Consider the following 15,305-nt stretch of genomic DNA (forward strand, 5'->3'; position numbering starts at 1 on the left):
CTGTAATCTTTATTATTTAGCAACTAAAACCCTGAAATAACAGTGCCTTAGTTTGTTTACTAAATCTTTTGCTCTTCTAAAGCATCAGATTTTTTAAATTCCATTTGTTGGTACTAAAAGTACGATCTACTTTTATATACCGATATCTTTTACAAGTTTTCTTTTGTCTAAATTGCTGTTTATAAAGAGAGTTTTATAAAAGCAAAAAACTAGCCACAACCCACTAAAACCAGCCGGCTGAAATATGAATACAAAAGAAGTGACATAACCGTTTGGGAGTTAAAAAGAACTATGATTTACAAAAACCATGAGTCCATAAAATTTTTTTGACTAATCGATAGATCCCTCCATTAGTCTTTTTAAAATAAACTTTGTTCAATAATCCTACAGATTAATTATTTCCACACATACTGCTTAAAATTAAGCTGCAACATAGATATAAAATCTTCCAATAAATATAGCATAGAGCAAGCTCATTTAGAACATTTTAAAATAAATAAGCAGAGAAAAAATAATCAAATCGAACTAACATTTATAATAAAAAAACAACAAATATTAAAAAATCCTTAACTCTAATAAAAAAAAATTATAGAAAATAAACTTCCATAAATATAAAAAATGTAAATATTTTTAATCATAAATAACAATTGGTTATAAAATTCAATCTTTTCAAAAACCATCAAAAAATTATCTATTCTCCACATTAAATCCATATTAATCCTATTCCACCCTGCTATTCTAAAAAACTAAAAACACCACCTTATTAAATAACAAGACTAAACAGAGACTTAATCAAATATTTATAATAAATAAATATTAATAAAAATCCAATAAATGGTGAATTTATAAAACAACATTTGTTTCCATGATTAAAAATAAAAATTCATTTTTAAAAAAAATATATAGAATCCATCCTTTTTAATTTCCTCCAGACCATAAAAAAGGCCCCAAATGGGACCTTTAGACTATGCTTGTAAAAGCATACAACGCCTAGCTCTGTACCACATCTTTCTTATGATAAAAAATGAAGTAGCTCGCATAACATAAAAGAATAAAAACAATACAACAGATAAAGCCAACTTGCATCGAAGGATCGACCACCATACTAATGCAAGTAACAGCACAGAACAGACCACCGACAATTGGAGTCAAAGGAAATAAAGGAGCAGCAAAACGTAAATCTTTTGCAGTTTTCCCAGATTTATACCACTGTCTACGGAAATTAAATTGAGATACGCAAATTGCAATCCAAACAACCACCATGGTAAATGCAGCAACACCCAATAAATTTTTAAAGATCGTCTCAGGGGCAAACTGCTCTGAAAGCAACCCAGGTATTGCACCAAACATCGTCACAGTAATGGCAACAATCGGTGTTCCTGAAGGAGTAAGCTTTGAAAATATTTTTGGTAATTGGTTTTTTACTGAAAGTGACCACATCATACGTGAAGCAGCAAATAAACCAGAATTGGCAGCTGAGAGTAAAGCCGTAATGATTACAAAGCGGATAATATCTTCCGCATAAGGAATACCAATGTAATTAAACACAGTCACAAAAGGGCTATTACTTACTTCGTTTGCATTCAAACCTGCAAGCTCGAATGGCAATAGCGAAGTAATCACAACAATGGTACCAACAAAGAAAATTAGTAGACGCCAAATGGCGGCATTAATCGCTTTTGGGACTGTCTTTGCAGGATTTTCAGTCTCACCAGCCGCCACACCAATTAACTCTGTACCCGAAAATGCGAAATTAACGATCAGCATAGTTGCAAAAATTGGAAATAAACCGTGAGGGAACCAACCATGTGCTGTCAAATTACTAAATAATGGCGCTGTCTCATGCCCTTGGTACGGGATAAAACCAAAAATTGCCAGCAACCCTAAACCAATAAAACAGATAATCGTGATAACTTTGACAAGTGCCAACCAAAATTCAGACTCGGCAAACAATCGAGTTGAACTCACATTCAGAATAAAAACTAGGGCACCAAAACACAGAGTCCAAGCCCAAACAGAGGTAGTTGGAAACCACTCCTGAACCAGTAAAGCCGCAGCGGTAAACTCAGTCCCCAAAGTGGCAGTCCAAGTTAACCAGTACAGCCAAGTAATCATATATCCTGTGCCTGGACCGATATAACGGCGGGCATATTCTCCAAAAGAACCCGATTCAGGTACATGAACTGCAAGCTCACCGAGGCATAGCATTACGGTGTAGGCGATTAAACCACCCAAAAAATAAGAAATAATTGCCCCGATTGGGCCTGCTTGAGAAATTACATCACCAGAACCTAAAAAAAGACCTGTACCTATGGCACCGCCAAGGGAGATCATCACCAAATGTCGAGTACTCATTGCTCGTTTCAAAGGTGCAGAACTTCCATGTTGCGATGCATCATTATTCCGATAATTTAATGATTGCATATAAAAAACTGTAACGACAATTTAGTAAAAAATCATTTTAGGATAAAAAAATAAATATGCAATTATCTTTGAATAGTGAATTTATTTTAAACAACCTACCACCACATAAATAACATATAAATAAAAAACAAATACTTATTAAAATTTAAAGTTATAGTTGTATTTTAATTAGCCTTAGATCATTTATTTACTTTATATCTAAACAAAGGCCATTTACTTTAAAGCATGATATTTTTTCACCTAATTTATAATGCTTGTATTTAATACTCCAGACATCCACAAAACAAACACATCATTTATTTAAATAATGACTTTGAATTTAATATACAAATAAATTAATGAAAAAATATTTTTTAAGCAAAAAATAAAGCCCAAATCTTTAGACTTGAGCTTTATTTAACCACCAGAAAGGTTTAATAGGTGATTGAGATCATTTGTTCAGTAGGCTTGATTGAACCTTCTATAAATTCACACATCCCATGTTCATCACAAGATAAATTTAATTGTTTATAGCTAATTGCAAAAAAGTCGGAATATTTTTTGATTACAAACGGACTCATGTCAGATGTTAAAGGCTCGTTGCTCTTGAACAATTTAATGACTTTACGATCATTCATCCCTAACAAATAAGTTTCATTATTTAATTCAATGTGCACTACACCAGTGTGTTCAGCCACAATTGGAATCAAATAAGACTTATTTGCCAACAGAACATCTAGAGCATAACTCTCAAACTTTGAATTAATGAGGTTGAATACCAAAATTGAATTAAAGCTATTCTGTAATCCCTCTTTATAACTCACCTCTTGCTGAGTTTGTTGTACCTTAATACCCAGTTTTTGGAAGTCTAAGTCAGTTGCCTGCTTTGCTTTCATAAGGCTACGGGTAATAGCCTGTTTAAGGGGATTATCAAAATAACGTTCATCTAGCTGAAAATCATTTTGGCGTAATATCTTTAACAACATGTCGTCATGATGCGAAAGAACATGTGCAAGTACATTACGGAAATAAAATTTACTTTGTTTTTTGACCTTACGAACCTGTTGATAGAAATAAATTTCGTCAAACTCATGCTCAATAAAATCATGCAATAAACTTGAACTTGCTAATACTGACAATGCTTCATGACCAGTAAATGGCAAATGAATCGTATGTAAGTTTGGCAATAGCTCTTTTATTTTTAGGTAATGTTCGCGGTCAATCGAGAAATAAGGGTCATAAACAATGACGTATTCACGCGCTGCATCCACATCTTGCAGCTGGATCTGCATGTCTTTGTTTGCTACCGCATCAAAAAACTCAGCATAGCGTCGATCTTCGACATGGTCAGGATCAATTGAATATTGAGGCACAAATGCAATCACACGATTCATATTCAATAAATTAGAATATTTGATTGCTGCATAGCCGCCCATCGAACCGCCATAACCCACAATATTTTTAAAACCCTGAAGAATAGGCGAAATTGTTTTCGCCAGCTCAATCATGCTCGCTTGAGGAAACCATGATTTTTGTTTTGGCATTATCCCAATAACATTGTATTGGTATTTAATTAGGGACTTTTCAGCATTGATAGATAAGCCACTCGCTCGGGTAATCAAATCGCCAAAAGAGAGAACCAATGTATTAGAATCGCCTGGTAAAAAAATGGCTCTAATGTGTTCGTCTTCAAAAATAATTTGCTTATCCATGCTCACACCGAAAGAAAATTTGCTCCCACATACAACGTCAAAAATGAAACAAAATAGGTGTTTTGCCAATTTATGATTGCGGAGTATCTTATTTTATAGATGCCAGTCAGATTAAAAAGCGCAAAATATGACACAATCCTTACATCCTGCCGCTCAAAAAGGCTTCAGCTCAGCTGCTGAACTGTATCAGCAAGTTAGGCCTAATTATCCCGCAGAAATAGTGAGTTGGCTGCAAAATTGCCTCCAAATACAGGAAAACTCTACTGTTATCGATCTTGGATCGGGTACTGGCAAATTCTTACCCTACTTAAAACAAACACATGCAGATATTATTGCAGTTGAGCCAATTGGCGAGATGTTACAGCAGCTTCAACACGTTTATCCTGATATCAAAACATTACAGGCTTTTAGCCATTCTATTCCTGTAGCAGATCATAAAATTGATGCCATTATTTGTGCGCAATCTTTTCATTGGTTTGACAACATAGATACCCTAACAGAAATGTATAGGATATTAAAACCACAAGGACATTTAGGGCTGGTTTGGAATCAACGCGATGAGCGTACGGACTGGGTCAAAGCTTTAGCTGATTTTCTACTTCCACTTGAAGGAGATACACCTCGTTATCATAGTGAAAAGTGGAAACGCGTATTTGAACAACAAGATTTATTTGTGTTTGATAGTCTACAAACGTTTACACAGTCACAACGAGGTAGCGTCGAACAAGTGGTGAGCAAGCGATTACTCTCAACAAGTTTTATTGCTGCAATGACTGAAAAAGATCAGTTACAACTCAAAGCACAGTTCGAAAAAATTGTTTATGATTTTACGGGATTAGGTCCTCAAGATCAGATTGATTTTCCATATGTTACGTATGCATATCACTTTCAGAAAAGTACGTTACCCGTTAAATAATTAGTGAATAGGTTTGGTTGAAAGTTATGAAGAAGAAAACACCTCAGGTCATATTAATGTCTTTGCTTTGCTCTAGCCTATTTCTTACTGCTTGTAAAAAAGCGGATGAGCCTGCTAAGACGGAGCAACCTTCTGCCACCTCATCTACCGATCAGGTTTTAGAAAAACTGAATGAAAGACCTATTAAGACTTTTCCAGCAACTGCTGAGGATGCACACGATATTGCGCTACTAGAGGACTATGACCGCCGCTTTACAGAAATGAGTGACGAGATGGAAAGCGAATTAGCAAAAATGCATGAAGCTGGAACCCTCACTACAGAGTTTGAGCAACAACGTACTCTTGATAATGTGCGCTCTTCTCTGACCATGCTAAAAGATTTGGATTTAAACACTGAACAAGGCCGTTATATACAAGGCCTACTCTACCAATATTGGGAAAACCAAGAAAAACACTTGAGTGACAAACACGCGACTAAAGATGAGCAGGTCAATGATCTTGCAGACTATTTACAAGCACAAAACCAATTAAAATATTGGAAAGCATCGCAACAGAAATAAGTACTACTACATTCCTTAATAAAAAGCCTTCATATTTATGAAGGCTTTTTTAAATTATATATTTTGCTTTTCAACCCAATGAATAGATTGCACACGAAATAGTTCACAAGCACCATCACCGGTATCAGTTGGTGTAAGCGATGATTTCCAAACTAGATCTTTATCTTTAATTTCGACAAGATCACCTTTGAGATAGACCAGATCTCCACGTTTTACCTGTTTAATCTGTTGGGCGATTTGCGGGTTCGCAGGAATGATGTGCATGTTAGACACCATTTGCATCGCCTGATCTGCTGGAACAGGTAATTTAGGAATTTTCCAGTTTAGATAACGGTCATATTGTTTTACTGAAATATGACGTGCAATCTCAGGCTGAGCAAACAAACCCCAGCTTACCGCATAGTCAATAGGTGAAAACTTAGCTTGTTCATCATTTTGATAAACTTTTGAACCCAAGATTCTGAAATTTCCCTGAAAAGGCTGTAATACTGAAATAGACTGGTCCTTTTCAACAGGGTTCAAACCGTGGGCAATATTATATTCACTTGAGGTCGATGCAAATGCTGAACCCATACTAATAGCAGCCAGCAAGCCCATCATTAAACGTTGTTTTTTCATCGCTTTATACCTCGAATATTGCTAGATCAAATTAAATAGATCTTCAATTTATAGTAGTCGCAAGCCATGAAAAAAATATCGGAATTTAGTAACAATACAGATTAATTTCGTCTATTTTTGTGCACTCAAAATTAAAATTTAATCTTCAAAATCCACTCTTAAAGTTTCAAAACGAACCTTTCCTTGTTGCACAGCTTGTGCAATTGCCTGTTGGCCTTTGGTTAGCCTTGCCCCACCGCTTTTTACATCAAGTAAAATAATATTAATGTCTTCTGCCGTTCCATCACCATCTCGAAAATCGGTGTATCCATCAAAAATAATATAATCCACCGGATCGCCCATGAATTTTGCATCGCTCGGTAGATACTGAAATTCTGGCAAAATGGGAGCGAATTGTTCTGCCATTTTCCCTTTCAACACCGCACGACTTGTATTCACGCTTCTCTTTTGTGCTTGAGTCAGAGCTTGTTGGTGCTCCAATTCAAGTTCAGCAATATATTGCTCATATTCAGCCTTAATTCGGCCATTGCGAGTATTTGATAAAATAATAGTAGTGATAATAATACCAATACCCGCTCCAATTAGCATGGCAAGCCATACAGACATAAACTTTCCTTAACAAGCACAAATCAACATTGCAGATCTAATCATATCTAAAATAACGAAACAGCTTAAACTTTTGTCAAATGCGGTCATCTCCTTCACATAAAAAGATGCTAAGGTATAAAACATAAACAAAATGTGCTGCTGAAAATAATTGGATTTATGAAAACGATACTTATTGCAAATCAAAAGGGCGGATGCGGAAAAACCATGACGGCCATTACGTTGGCAACGGCATTGGCACAAAAAGGATATAAAGTAGCATTAGCAGATTCCGATAACCAAAAATCGGCTTTACAGTGGTTAAAACAACGCCCTGATACCGTCGCAACGATTCAGAGCTTAGACTGGCGTCATGAAAAATCAATTGGTGATGCGCCTAAACATCTGGACTATTTAATTATTGATGCACCTGGTGCACTTTCAGGTGAACACGCTGAACAACTCATCAGCGAAGCTCATGCCATTATTACTCCACTTCAGCCTTCATTTTTTGATATAGACAGTACTCGTCGCTTTTTAAAGCATTTACAAGATATTAAACGTATTCGTAAAGGCAAAGTACAAATTTTACTTCTTGCTAATCGTGTAAAACCGAACAGTGCAAGTTCAAAAGATATTCAACAGTTTTTTGAAAAAATTGAACAAGAACCTGTTGCATGGATTTCTGAACGCAGTGCTTATGGTAGCCTAGCTATGCAGGGTTTAAGTGTTTTTGATAAACCACAAAAAAACTTTATTAGTATTCAAGATCAATGGCAACCCGTTCTAAACAAGTTAGTTGAAGACAAAGCTGAGTGGTTTTAAGTAAATTTTAGCTTCTAAAAAGAGTTGTATAAGGTTCTTTACATTACGGCCTTAAAATTTGCCTCAGGTTATTTTTCAGTTAATATGACTTTATTCTACGTAGAAAATTAGAGAAATATTGTTCGTGCATCCATACGCTCCTAATTTACAGCGCGTTTTATTGTTTGGGCTGTTTTTTATTTTGATTTTTTTAGGATTTAATATCCTGAAATACTTTATTGTTCCTGTTCTTTGGGCTGCCATCATTGCTTATATGACTTGGCCTATTTATTTAAGAATTCAACGTTTTTTTGGAGAAACCCGTAATACTTTAAATGCAACACTAATGATTAGTCTGGTCATTTTGGTTGTTGGCATACCTTTTACATGCGCTATTTTTATTTTGCAGCATGAAGGCCGAAACTTATATTTTGACTTACAACGTCAGGTTTTTTCGGGTCATTTAAGCGTTCCTGATTTTATTCGTGATCTTCCTTTTGTTGGAAAAGAAATTTCTCGCACACTCAATGAGTTAAATAACGATCCTAATAGTACCATTCAGAACATTGCAGCTTGGGTACAAAGCCATTTAAGTTATGGTCGTGTGCTGCTCGGTGAAATTAGTAAAAATATTGTCAAACTTGGCTTTGCAGTATTTAGCCTCTTTTTCTTCTACCGTGATGGACAACTGATTTTGTCTCAGGTGAGCAAAGCTTTAGAAATGGTCATAGGCCTTCGTGTTCATCACTATCTTGATACGATTTCTGAAACGACTCGTGCCGTAGTCTACGGTGTTGGTTTAACTGCAATTGCTCAAGCCGTTTTAGCTGGATTAAGTTATTTCGTAGCGGGCGTACCAAACCCAATGGTACTCACCATTGCTACTTTCTTATTGGCTCTAATCCCATTTGGCACTCCAATCTCCTATTTAGGCGTCGGCTTATGGTTGTTCTCTCAGGGACAAACCATGGAAGCAATTGGTGTAATTGTATGGGGTGTGGTGATTGTTAGTAGCTCAGATAATGTGATTCGCCCGCTTGTTATTTCCGGTGCTACTAAAATTCCATTCCTATTAATTATGTTTGGTGTGTTAGGTGGTATTGCGAGTTTCGGTTTGGTGGGATTATTTATTGGACCCGTGATTTTAGCTATTTTATTGGCGATTTGGCGTGAATGGTTACATGAAACCATTGAACCTGAACCTATGCCTAAAACGACCATGATTTATGATTCTGATAATGAATCTTCCAATCATAAAGAGTGACATACTTATTTAATTTAAAAATGTTTCAAGATACAAAGTGACTATTTAAATTAACTTGTAGGCTAAGCCTTCCTTTGTTTGAATCTAATAATCAGACATATATATTTATAAGGGCATCCAACCATGCAGACTTTTAATAAAATTGGCGCAGTCTTTGCGCTTACAGCTTTTTTTGCAGTCGGCTGTAGTTCAGTCACAAAAACTGTATCCGACACAGCTCACTCATTAACCACAATGCATACGAAAAAAGTGGTTGATGTAAATGAAGTTACCGCAAATGGTATTGGTAAAAAAATAGGTACCATTAGCTTTCAAGATAGCGACAAAGGTTTAATTATTACCCCTGCTTTAGCTGACTTACCTAGCGGTACTCGTGGTTTCCATATTCACGAAAATGCCTCTTGTGCTCCTGCTGAGAAAGATGGAAAACCTGGTGCTGCTTTAGCTGCTGGTAGTCACTACAATCCTAACCAAGCTCCTCATCATGGTACGCCAACGACTGGCCATTTAGGTGATCTGCCTGCTTTAGTGGTCGATAATACTGGTGTTGCAACAACTGCTGTGATCGCACCTCGATTGAAATTTGCAGATATTCAAGGCCGAGCGATCATGATTCATGCGGGTGGAGATAATTATTCAGACTCTCCTCTGCCTCTCGGCGGTGGCGGAGCACGAATTGCATGTGGCGTGATTAAATAATTTATCTGTTTATTAAATTGTGGGTATCTAAAAAGATATCCACAATTTTGTTAATTTATTGATCACTATAACTTGGTTTAAGCCTAATAAAATCTTAAAAAGTGACTGACTTTTGTAGATAAAAAGAATAATATTTTTGAAGTAATAAAAATTTAAAGTTACATACTGCTTTCTCACGTATTCTCTAATTTAGAACAAAAGCCGTGAATTATTTGACCCAGATATTTAATAGTTTTAAGACAAACTCGATTTTAATTTATTGCCTGCAAATTCTGATTGTACTCACAGGCACAACTTTAGGTTTACTTTCACTAGGTCATAACGAGCTGATTGTTCCTGTGACTTTAGGAGCAATTGCAGCAGCGTTAACCGACTTTGATGACCGTTTAAGCATTCGATTACGCAACTTAGTCTATGTCTGCCTGCTATTTTTTACAGTCAGTAGCATTCTTGGATTTCTCGCTCCCTACAAAATTTTCTTTATTCTCTATCTCTCAATTTCTAGCGCTTTTTTCATTTTATTAGGGGCTTTAGGGCAACGTTATGCCACGATTTCGTTTGGCACTATTTTGCTTTCCATCTATAGCATGTTCGGTTTAGGAGAATATGCTCATTGGTATCAACAACCTACCTACTTTGTTTATGGAGCTTTATGGTACGGTTTCACCTCTATTTTGTTTTTTATTATTAAACCTACACTACCCTTACAAGATAAACTCTCACAAATTTTTAAAGAGATTTCTGTTCTACTGCAAGCCAAAGCACGTTTGTTTGATCCAGACAATAAAGAGAATGTAGAACAACTCTTATATGAACTGTCCTTACAAAATACACAAGTGGCTCAAAGTCTGAATCAAATACGCAGTTCCCTACTCACTCGGCTAAAGGCTTCACGGGTGAGTAATAAAAGTATCTATTGGCTAAACCTGTATTTTTTTGCGCGAGACATTCACGAGCAAGCCACCTCTAATTATTTACATTACGAACATATTCAACAGAACTTTAGCCGTAGTGATCTTATTTTCCGTTTCCAAAAAAATCTGCGCCTACAAGCACAAGCTTGTCAGGACTTAGCCCAATGTATTTTATATAATCGGCCATCTCAGCCTTCGCAAGAAAGCCAGACAGGATTAAATCACCTAGAGAGTTCTTTAAAGGACTGGATACAACAACATCCACAAAATTTTGAAGTTAAAAATTTAAAACTCATTTTTGATAATTTAAAAGGAATGCATGAACAGTTTGAACAACTGCAATATGCACAGCCCTTCCCTGAAAATAATACCCAAACAAGGCAAGAGCACTTAAATTTACTTGATGATGATATTCAAGGATTTTCAGATCTGATCTTGAAACTTCGGCAACAGCTTACCCCTCAATCTGCATTGTTCAGACATGCGATACGAATTGCAGTCGTTTTCGCTGCGGGTTATGCCATTTCCTTATTACCTTTCGCTCAGCATGGCTACTGGATTTTACTGACCAGTTTATTTGTTTGTCAGATTACCTATTTTGCGACTAAAAGCCGCCTTAAGCTCCGAACAATTGGGACATTAATCGGTGTCTTACTAGGAATACCAATCTTATATTTTGTACCGAGTATTGAAGGTCAGTTAATCATTACGATTATTTGTGGAGTATGCTTTTTTTACTTACGGCAAAAGAAATATGCTTTGGCCACTCTTATGGCTACCCTCATGGTGCTATTAATTTTTAATTTAAAAGGTGCAGGCTACAGCATTATTTTACCTCGCCTGATAGATACGCTATTAGGCTGTTTTATTGCATGGCTCGCGGTAAGTTTTATATGGCCTGATTGGAATTTTCGCAATATTCCTAACAATATTAAGAAAAGCAGCAAAGCGACACTCGACTATTTCAATGTAATTGTTGAGCAATACCAATATGGCAAAAATCAAGATATAGAGTACCGTCGAATTCGTCGTGCGGCCCATAATGCTCAAATTGAGCTATCAAACATGATCTCAAGCTTAAGTGCCGAGCCTAATCCTAATCCAGAGCTCATTCATTATGCTTTTCGTTATTTGGTTTATAGCCACAGTCAACTCAGCTATGTGGCAGCATTAGGCAGTCAACGACAAAAAATTGATGAAGAACAAGTTTTACAATTATTACTGCGTTGCCAGCAAATCCTTAGTCAAAGCGTACTTGGGCAGTCACTACCCGACAACACACATATTGAGCAAACATTGCAAGAAATTCGAGGCCTAACCACTCATGAACAACTTTCCGAGAAATATACATTAGTCTTGAAACAAATCAGTTTATTATTAGAAACATTACCAGAATTGCTAATGCTTAAAGACAAACTTTTAGAGCAAGAAATTAAATAGCTATAACACTTTATTGAGGATAAAAATGTACTTTCCAAAGATATATAAATTTCTTTGTGCCACTTTTTTATTGCTGAGTAGCACATCATATGCATTTGAAATAAATGATTTAAAAAAGATTATAGAGTGTCAATCAGATCAGGAAACTTATACCAACTTTGCTTCTGAATATGATGAAAATTTATCAGCACTTGGTTTTAAAAAAGTTGATGATCCAGAGCAACCGTTCATCTATTTATATAAAACAGCTCAGCCCATTCAATTATTTGGTATTAAAACTCATGAAATTGCTTTGGCGGGTCAAGGCATAGTAGCCGTTTTCCGAAATGCAAATGTTAATCAACTTTCGAAAAAATTTGATATACCTCAACATCCAGACTTTAAAACATTACCTTTTTTTAGAGGTGTTCGCGCCGTCAAGACAGAACCTGCAACAGCAGATTCTTTTACTGTTTATCATAATCTCAACTTATCAGAAATGACCGGAAAAAGTCCGATGACATTATTAGGTTGTACCTATGAAACAGACCGCGAAGAAATGGAAAAAATGTTAAAAGAATAGTTAAAAAAATACCGGAATATAAATTCCGGTATTTTTAATTTAATCATTTCCTTGAAGCTTTCTTTCTTGCATTTCTTGCTTTAAAACATTTCGTGGTTGGGTAAACCAGAGCGCAATAAATGTAAAGGCAGATAATGCAAAGGCCCACAAATGAAATTGAGTATAGAGATAACGTACCAGCTCGATCATGGCAAAGAAACTCATCATCAGCAGCATCGAAACGGCTGCCGCAACAGTTCCTTTTGATACTTCAGATGACATCAGTGCAAAGCGGTACAAAACTGAGAAACTAATTCCTTCACCAAAGCAAATTAATGTCATGCCTGTGAGTAAACAAGGAATTAAATAGGTTTGCCACACTACACCTAATATTAAAATGAGTGTGCCAATCAGCATGATAGGTAAACCGATCATGACCGTTTTACCTAAAGACAAGCGATCAATAATTTTAATTAAAACAATATTCCCGATAATTAGACCCAGAAATACCGGAAATTGAGCTAAACCATATTGCACACTCGTTAGCTTCAATTCATCTACCAAAATAATTGGAGATAAGGCAATCCAAAGCATTAAAGGCATACCCACCAAAGGTAAAGCAAGGCTTAAACCTAAAAAGCGGTGATTACTAAATACCTTTTTAAAATCATCGAAAAGATAGCTAAAAGGTTGCTTGGTAACACTGACCTGCTGATTTGGCATTTGTTTTTTTAAACCTACCCAACTGAGTAATGCCAATACAGCGATGGCTACAAAGCCCCAGTGCCAAGACACATAATCAATTAAGAAAGCACCGAGTACGGGTCCCAACAAAGGTGCAAGCAATGAAATATTTGCCATGAGTGCCATGACTTTAATTGCATCACGTTCAGCAAAACTCTCTTGAATAGCAGCATAACCCACTGCTGAAATTACACTTAAACCAATACCTTGTAAAAAGCGTAATGTCAGAAAGTGTTCCATTTGTCGGGTTAATAAAATTAAAAAACAGCATAAGGCGAAAAATAAGACACCAGTCAAAAGTACTTTTTTACGCCCAAGACGATCTGACAAAGGCCCAAGTAACCATGCAACCGAGGCACCGCCTAATAGGTAAAATGACATTGAAGAAGGTGCCCAAGTTGCACTTACACCAAAATCGTCAGTGATTGCCAACATTGCTGGCTGAATCAGGTCATTACCAATATAAACCGCAAATTCAAATAGCACTAAGGCCAAAGGAAACATCAACGTTGTACGGTTCAACGTTGTCGTTTGAATATTTTTCATGAGTTGTACACTTCAAAATAGCGGCCATATGTCTCTACAACTACATATAAAATAGGATGTAGTCATGATGATGACAGTATGGTCAATCAATCTTTAATTAAGTTTTTATATGCCGTGAGAGTGCATGTTTAGAATGTGAAACACCGTATTCACAGGGTGTCTAAGAATAGAAAAATTATATGGCGTGAGATTTGATAATTTTTACCAGTTGGCATAATTACCGAGCGCAACAATAGCATTTTTTGAATTGCTCAGCAATCGGACAATTATAAGAAGTTTAAATCTTATTTTTTTACCCACAGCCATACTTTTTTTATTGTGAATAACCTTAAAGTTATCCACATCTATAATAAAAATTAATCATTAAGGACAAGGATTAACTTGGAAATCTGGGGTTTCCTGCCCTTTCGTACATTGATAACTTTGCTTTTTATTCACAATTTTCCAGACTTGCTGGTCTCGCTTTAATAAATATTCCGTACGAACTTTTGTTATCGCATCTTCACTAGGATCTGTCTGTAAAATAGTAACTTGAGCATTCGAGGGATCATCGGCAGCATTCATTTGCTGTGAAATATCCAAATTACTTGCATCATTTAGAAGATCTGGTTGATCAAGTAATACTGCTTGAATCGGGCTATCAGCAAGTTGAGCAGAAGAATTTTTAGCTGGAGCACAAGCTGTTAGCACTGCTAAGCTAAAAACAGTCAGCAAACTCATTTTTCTCATATGTAATCTCTTAGTCCTACTCAAACTTAATGCTAAAGCTCATAAACAGTTTTTTCCGTAGTACTTTGTAAAATAAGATTAAAGTTATTGATATTATTCATCTAAATTTATTTCACAATTCGAGTTCCTATTTAATTATTGATTTTTAATCAAGAATATTTTTCCAATTCATGCATTTTTCTATAAGAGTAAATTCCGTAGAGTAGATTTCAAATTTAGGAATTTAATTAGAGTAACTCCCATGAGTAAGATTTTAGTCATTAACGGCGCCAAACAATTTGCACATTCAAATGGTGAATTAAATGACACATTAACCACACTGGCAACCTCACATCTCACCGAACTCGGACATGAAGTTCAAGTGACACGTGCCGATAGCAACTACGATGCAGAAAATGAAGTTGAAAAATTCTTATGGGCTGACGTGGTGATCTATCAAATGCCAGGTTGGTGGATGGGTGCTCCTTGGACTGTAAAAAAATATATTGATGATGTATTTACTGTGGGTCACGGTTCACTCTATGCAAACGATGGTCGTAGCCGCTCTGATGCCGCAAAAAAATACGGTTCAGGCGGTTTAATTCATGACAAGAAATATATGTTGTCATTAACATGGAATGCCCCGATGGAAGCATTTGATGATGCAGATCAGTTTTTCCATGGCGTAGGTGTTGATGGTGTTTATTTACCCTTTCATAAAGCGAATCAGTTTTTGGGGATGAGCACATTACCGACTTTTATTGTAAACGACGTGATTAAAATGCCTGACGTTGATAGTTATGTTGAAGAATATAAAACCCACTTAAATTCTGTATTTGCAGCAGCCTAAT

General features: G+C 36.1%; 14 protein-coding genes. 8 read left to right on the plus strand and 6 right to left on the minus strand.

Features of this window, described 5'->3' with window-relative positions:
- Positions 1–990 precede the first annotated feature (990 nt).
- Together RMB13_RS15225 and RMB13_RS15230 are read right to left on the minus strand one after the other, a co-directional pair.
- A complete protein-coding gene (locus RMB13_RS15225; protein WP_132070414.1) occupies positions 991–2,424 on the minus strand; it encodes an amino acid permease in 1,434 nt (477 codons plus the stop codon).
- A gap of 413 nt (positions 2,425–2,837) precedes the next feature.
- On the minus strand, positions 2,838–4,115 hold the full coding sequence (locus RMB13_RS15230; protein WP_311085663.1) for a hypothetical protein: 1,278 nt from the start codon (positions 4,113–4,115) through the stop codon (positions 2,838–2,840).
- A gap of 127 nt (positions 4,116–4,242) precedes the next feature.
- On the opposite strand from RMB13_RS15230, the gene RMB13_RS15235 reads away from it, so the two are divergent.
- Complete coding sequence (locus RMB13_RS15235; protein ID WP_132070418.1) at positions 4,243–5,031, plus strand: class I SAM-dependent methyltransferase; 789 nt, start codon at positions 4,243–4,245, stop codon at positions 5,029–5,031.
- A 26-nt stretch (positions 5,032–5,057) separates the two neighbouring features.
- Complete coding sequence (locus tag RMB13_RS15240; protein ID WP_311085664.1) at positions 5,058–5,591, plus strand: hypothetical protein; 534 nt, start codon at positions 5,058–5,060, stop codon at positions 5,589–5,591.
- Positions 5,592–5,645: 54 nt separating this feature from the next.
- Here RMB13_RS15240 and RMB13_RS15245 read toward each other — a convergent pair whose 3' ends face one another.
- Entirely contained in the window at positions 5,646–6,209 is a 564-nt protein-coding gene (locus RMB13_RS15245) for a hypothetical protein (RefSeq protein WP_311085665.1), read from the minus strand.
- Between the two features lie 138 nt (positions 6,210–6,347).
- Entirely contained in the window at positions 6,348–6,815 is a 468-nt protein-coding gene (locus tag RMB13_RS15250; RefSeq protein WP_003653742.1) for a Holliday junction resolvase-like protein, read from the minus strand.
- A 159-nt stretch (positions 6,816–6,974) separates the two neighbouring features.
- Here RMB13_RS15250 and RMB13_RS15255 point away from each other — a divergent pair, with 159 nt between their 5' ends.
- From RMB13_RS15255 to RMB13_RS15275, 5 genes are all read left to right on the plus strand, one after another.
- Positions 6,975–7,619 (plus strand): ParA family protein, encoded by a 645-nt coding sequence (locus RMB13_RS15255; RefSeq protein WP_017390979.1) that lies wholly within the window; start codon positions 6,975–6,977, stop codon positions 7,617–7,619.
- Between the two features lie 124 nt (positions 7,620–7,743).
- Positions 7,744–8,862, plus strand: coding sequence for an AI-2E family transporter (locus tag RMB13_RS15260; protein WP_005038369.1), 1,119 nt, complete (start codon positions 7,744–7,746; stop codon positions 8,860–8,862).
- Between the two features lie 123 nt (positions 8,863–8,985).
- Positions 8,986–9,561, plus strand: coding sequence for a superoxide dismutase family protein (gene sodC, locus RMB13_RS15265; RefSeq protein WP_045433290.1), 576 nt, complete (start codon positions 8,986–8,988; stop codon positions 9,559–9,561).
- A gap of 203 nt (positions 9,562–9,764) precedes the next feature.
- Complete coding sequence (yccS, locus tag RMB13_RS15270) at positions 9,765–11,915, plus strand: YccS family putative transporter (protein WP_198497010.1); 2,151 nt, start codon at positions 9,765–9,767, stop codon at positions 11,913–11,915.
- Between the two features lie 25 nt (positions 11,916–11,940).
- On the plus strand, positions 11,941–12,477 hold the full coding sequence (locus tag RMB13_RS15275) for a hypothetical protein (protein WP_311085666.1): 537 nt from the start codon (positions 11,941–11,943) through the stop codon (positions 12,475–12,477).
- A 39-nt stretch (positions 12,478–12,516) separates the two neighbouring features.
- Here the strand turns inward: RMB13_RS15275 and RMB13_RS15280 are convergent, their stop codons facing one another.
- Together RMB13_RS15280 and RMB13_RS15285 are read right to left on the minus strand one after the other, a co-directional pair.
- Positions 12,517–13,746: an MFS transporter gene (locus tag RMB13_RS15280; RefSeq protein ID WP_311085667.1), complete on the minus strand. Its 1,230-nt coding sequence runs from the start codon at positions 13,744–13,746 to the stop codon at positions 12,517–12,519.
- Positions 13,747–14,109: 363 nt separating this feature from the next.
- The gene (locus tag RMB13_RS15285) at positions 14,110–14,475 is read right to left on the minus strand and encodes a hypothetical protein (protein ID WP_311085668.1); all 366 of its coding nucleotides are present in this window, start codon (positions 14,473–14,475) and stop codon (positions 14,110–14,112) included.
- A gap of 241 nt (positions 14,476–14,716) precedes the next feature.
- Between RMB13_RS15285 and RMB13_RS15290 the strand changes: the two genes are divergently transcribed.
- Entirely contained in the window at positions 14,717–15,304 is a 588-nt protein-coding gene (locus RMB13_RS15290; RefSeq protein WP_005038353.1) for an NAD(P)H-dependent oxidoreductase, read from the plus strand.
- The last annotated feature ends 1 nt before the right edge of the window (position 15,305 follow it).

Origin of the sequence: Acinetobacter sp. V102_4, from assembly GCF_031799005.1 — a bacterium.
GTDB lineage: Bacteria > Pseudomonadota > Gammaproteobacteria > Pseudomonadales > Moraxellaceae > Acinetobacter > Acinetobacter calcoaceticus.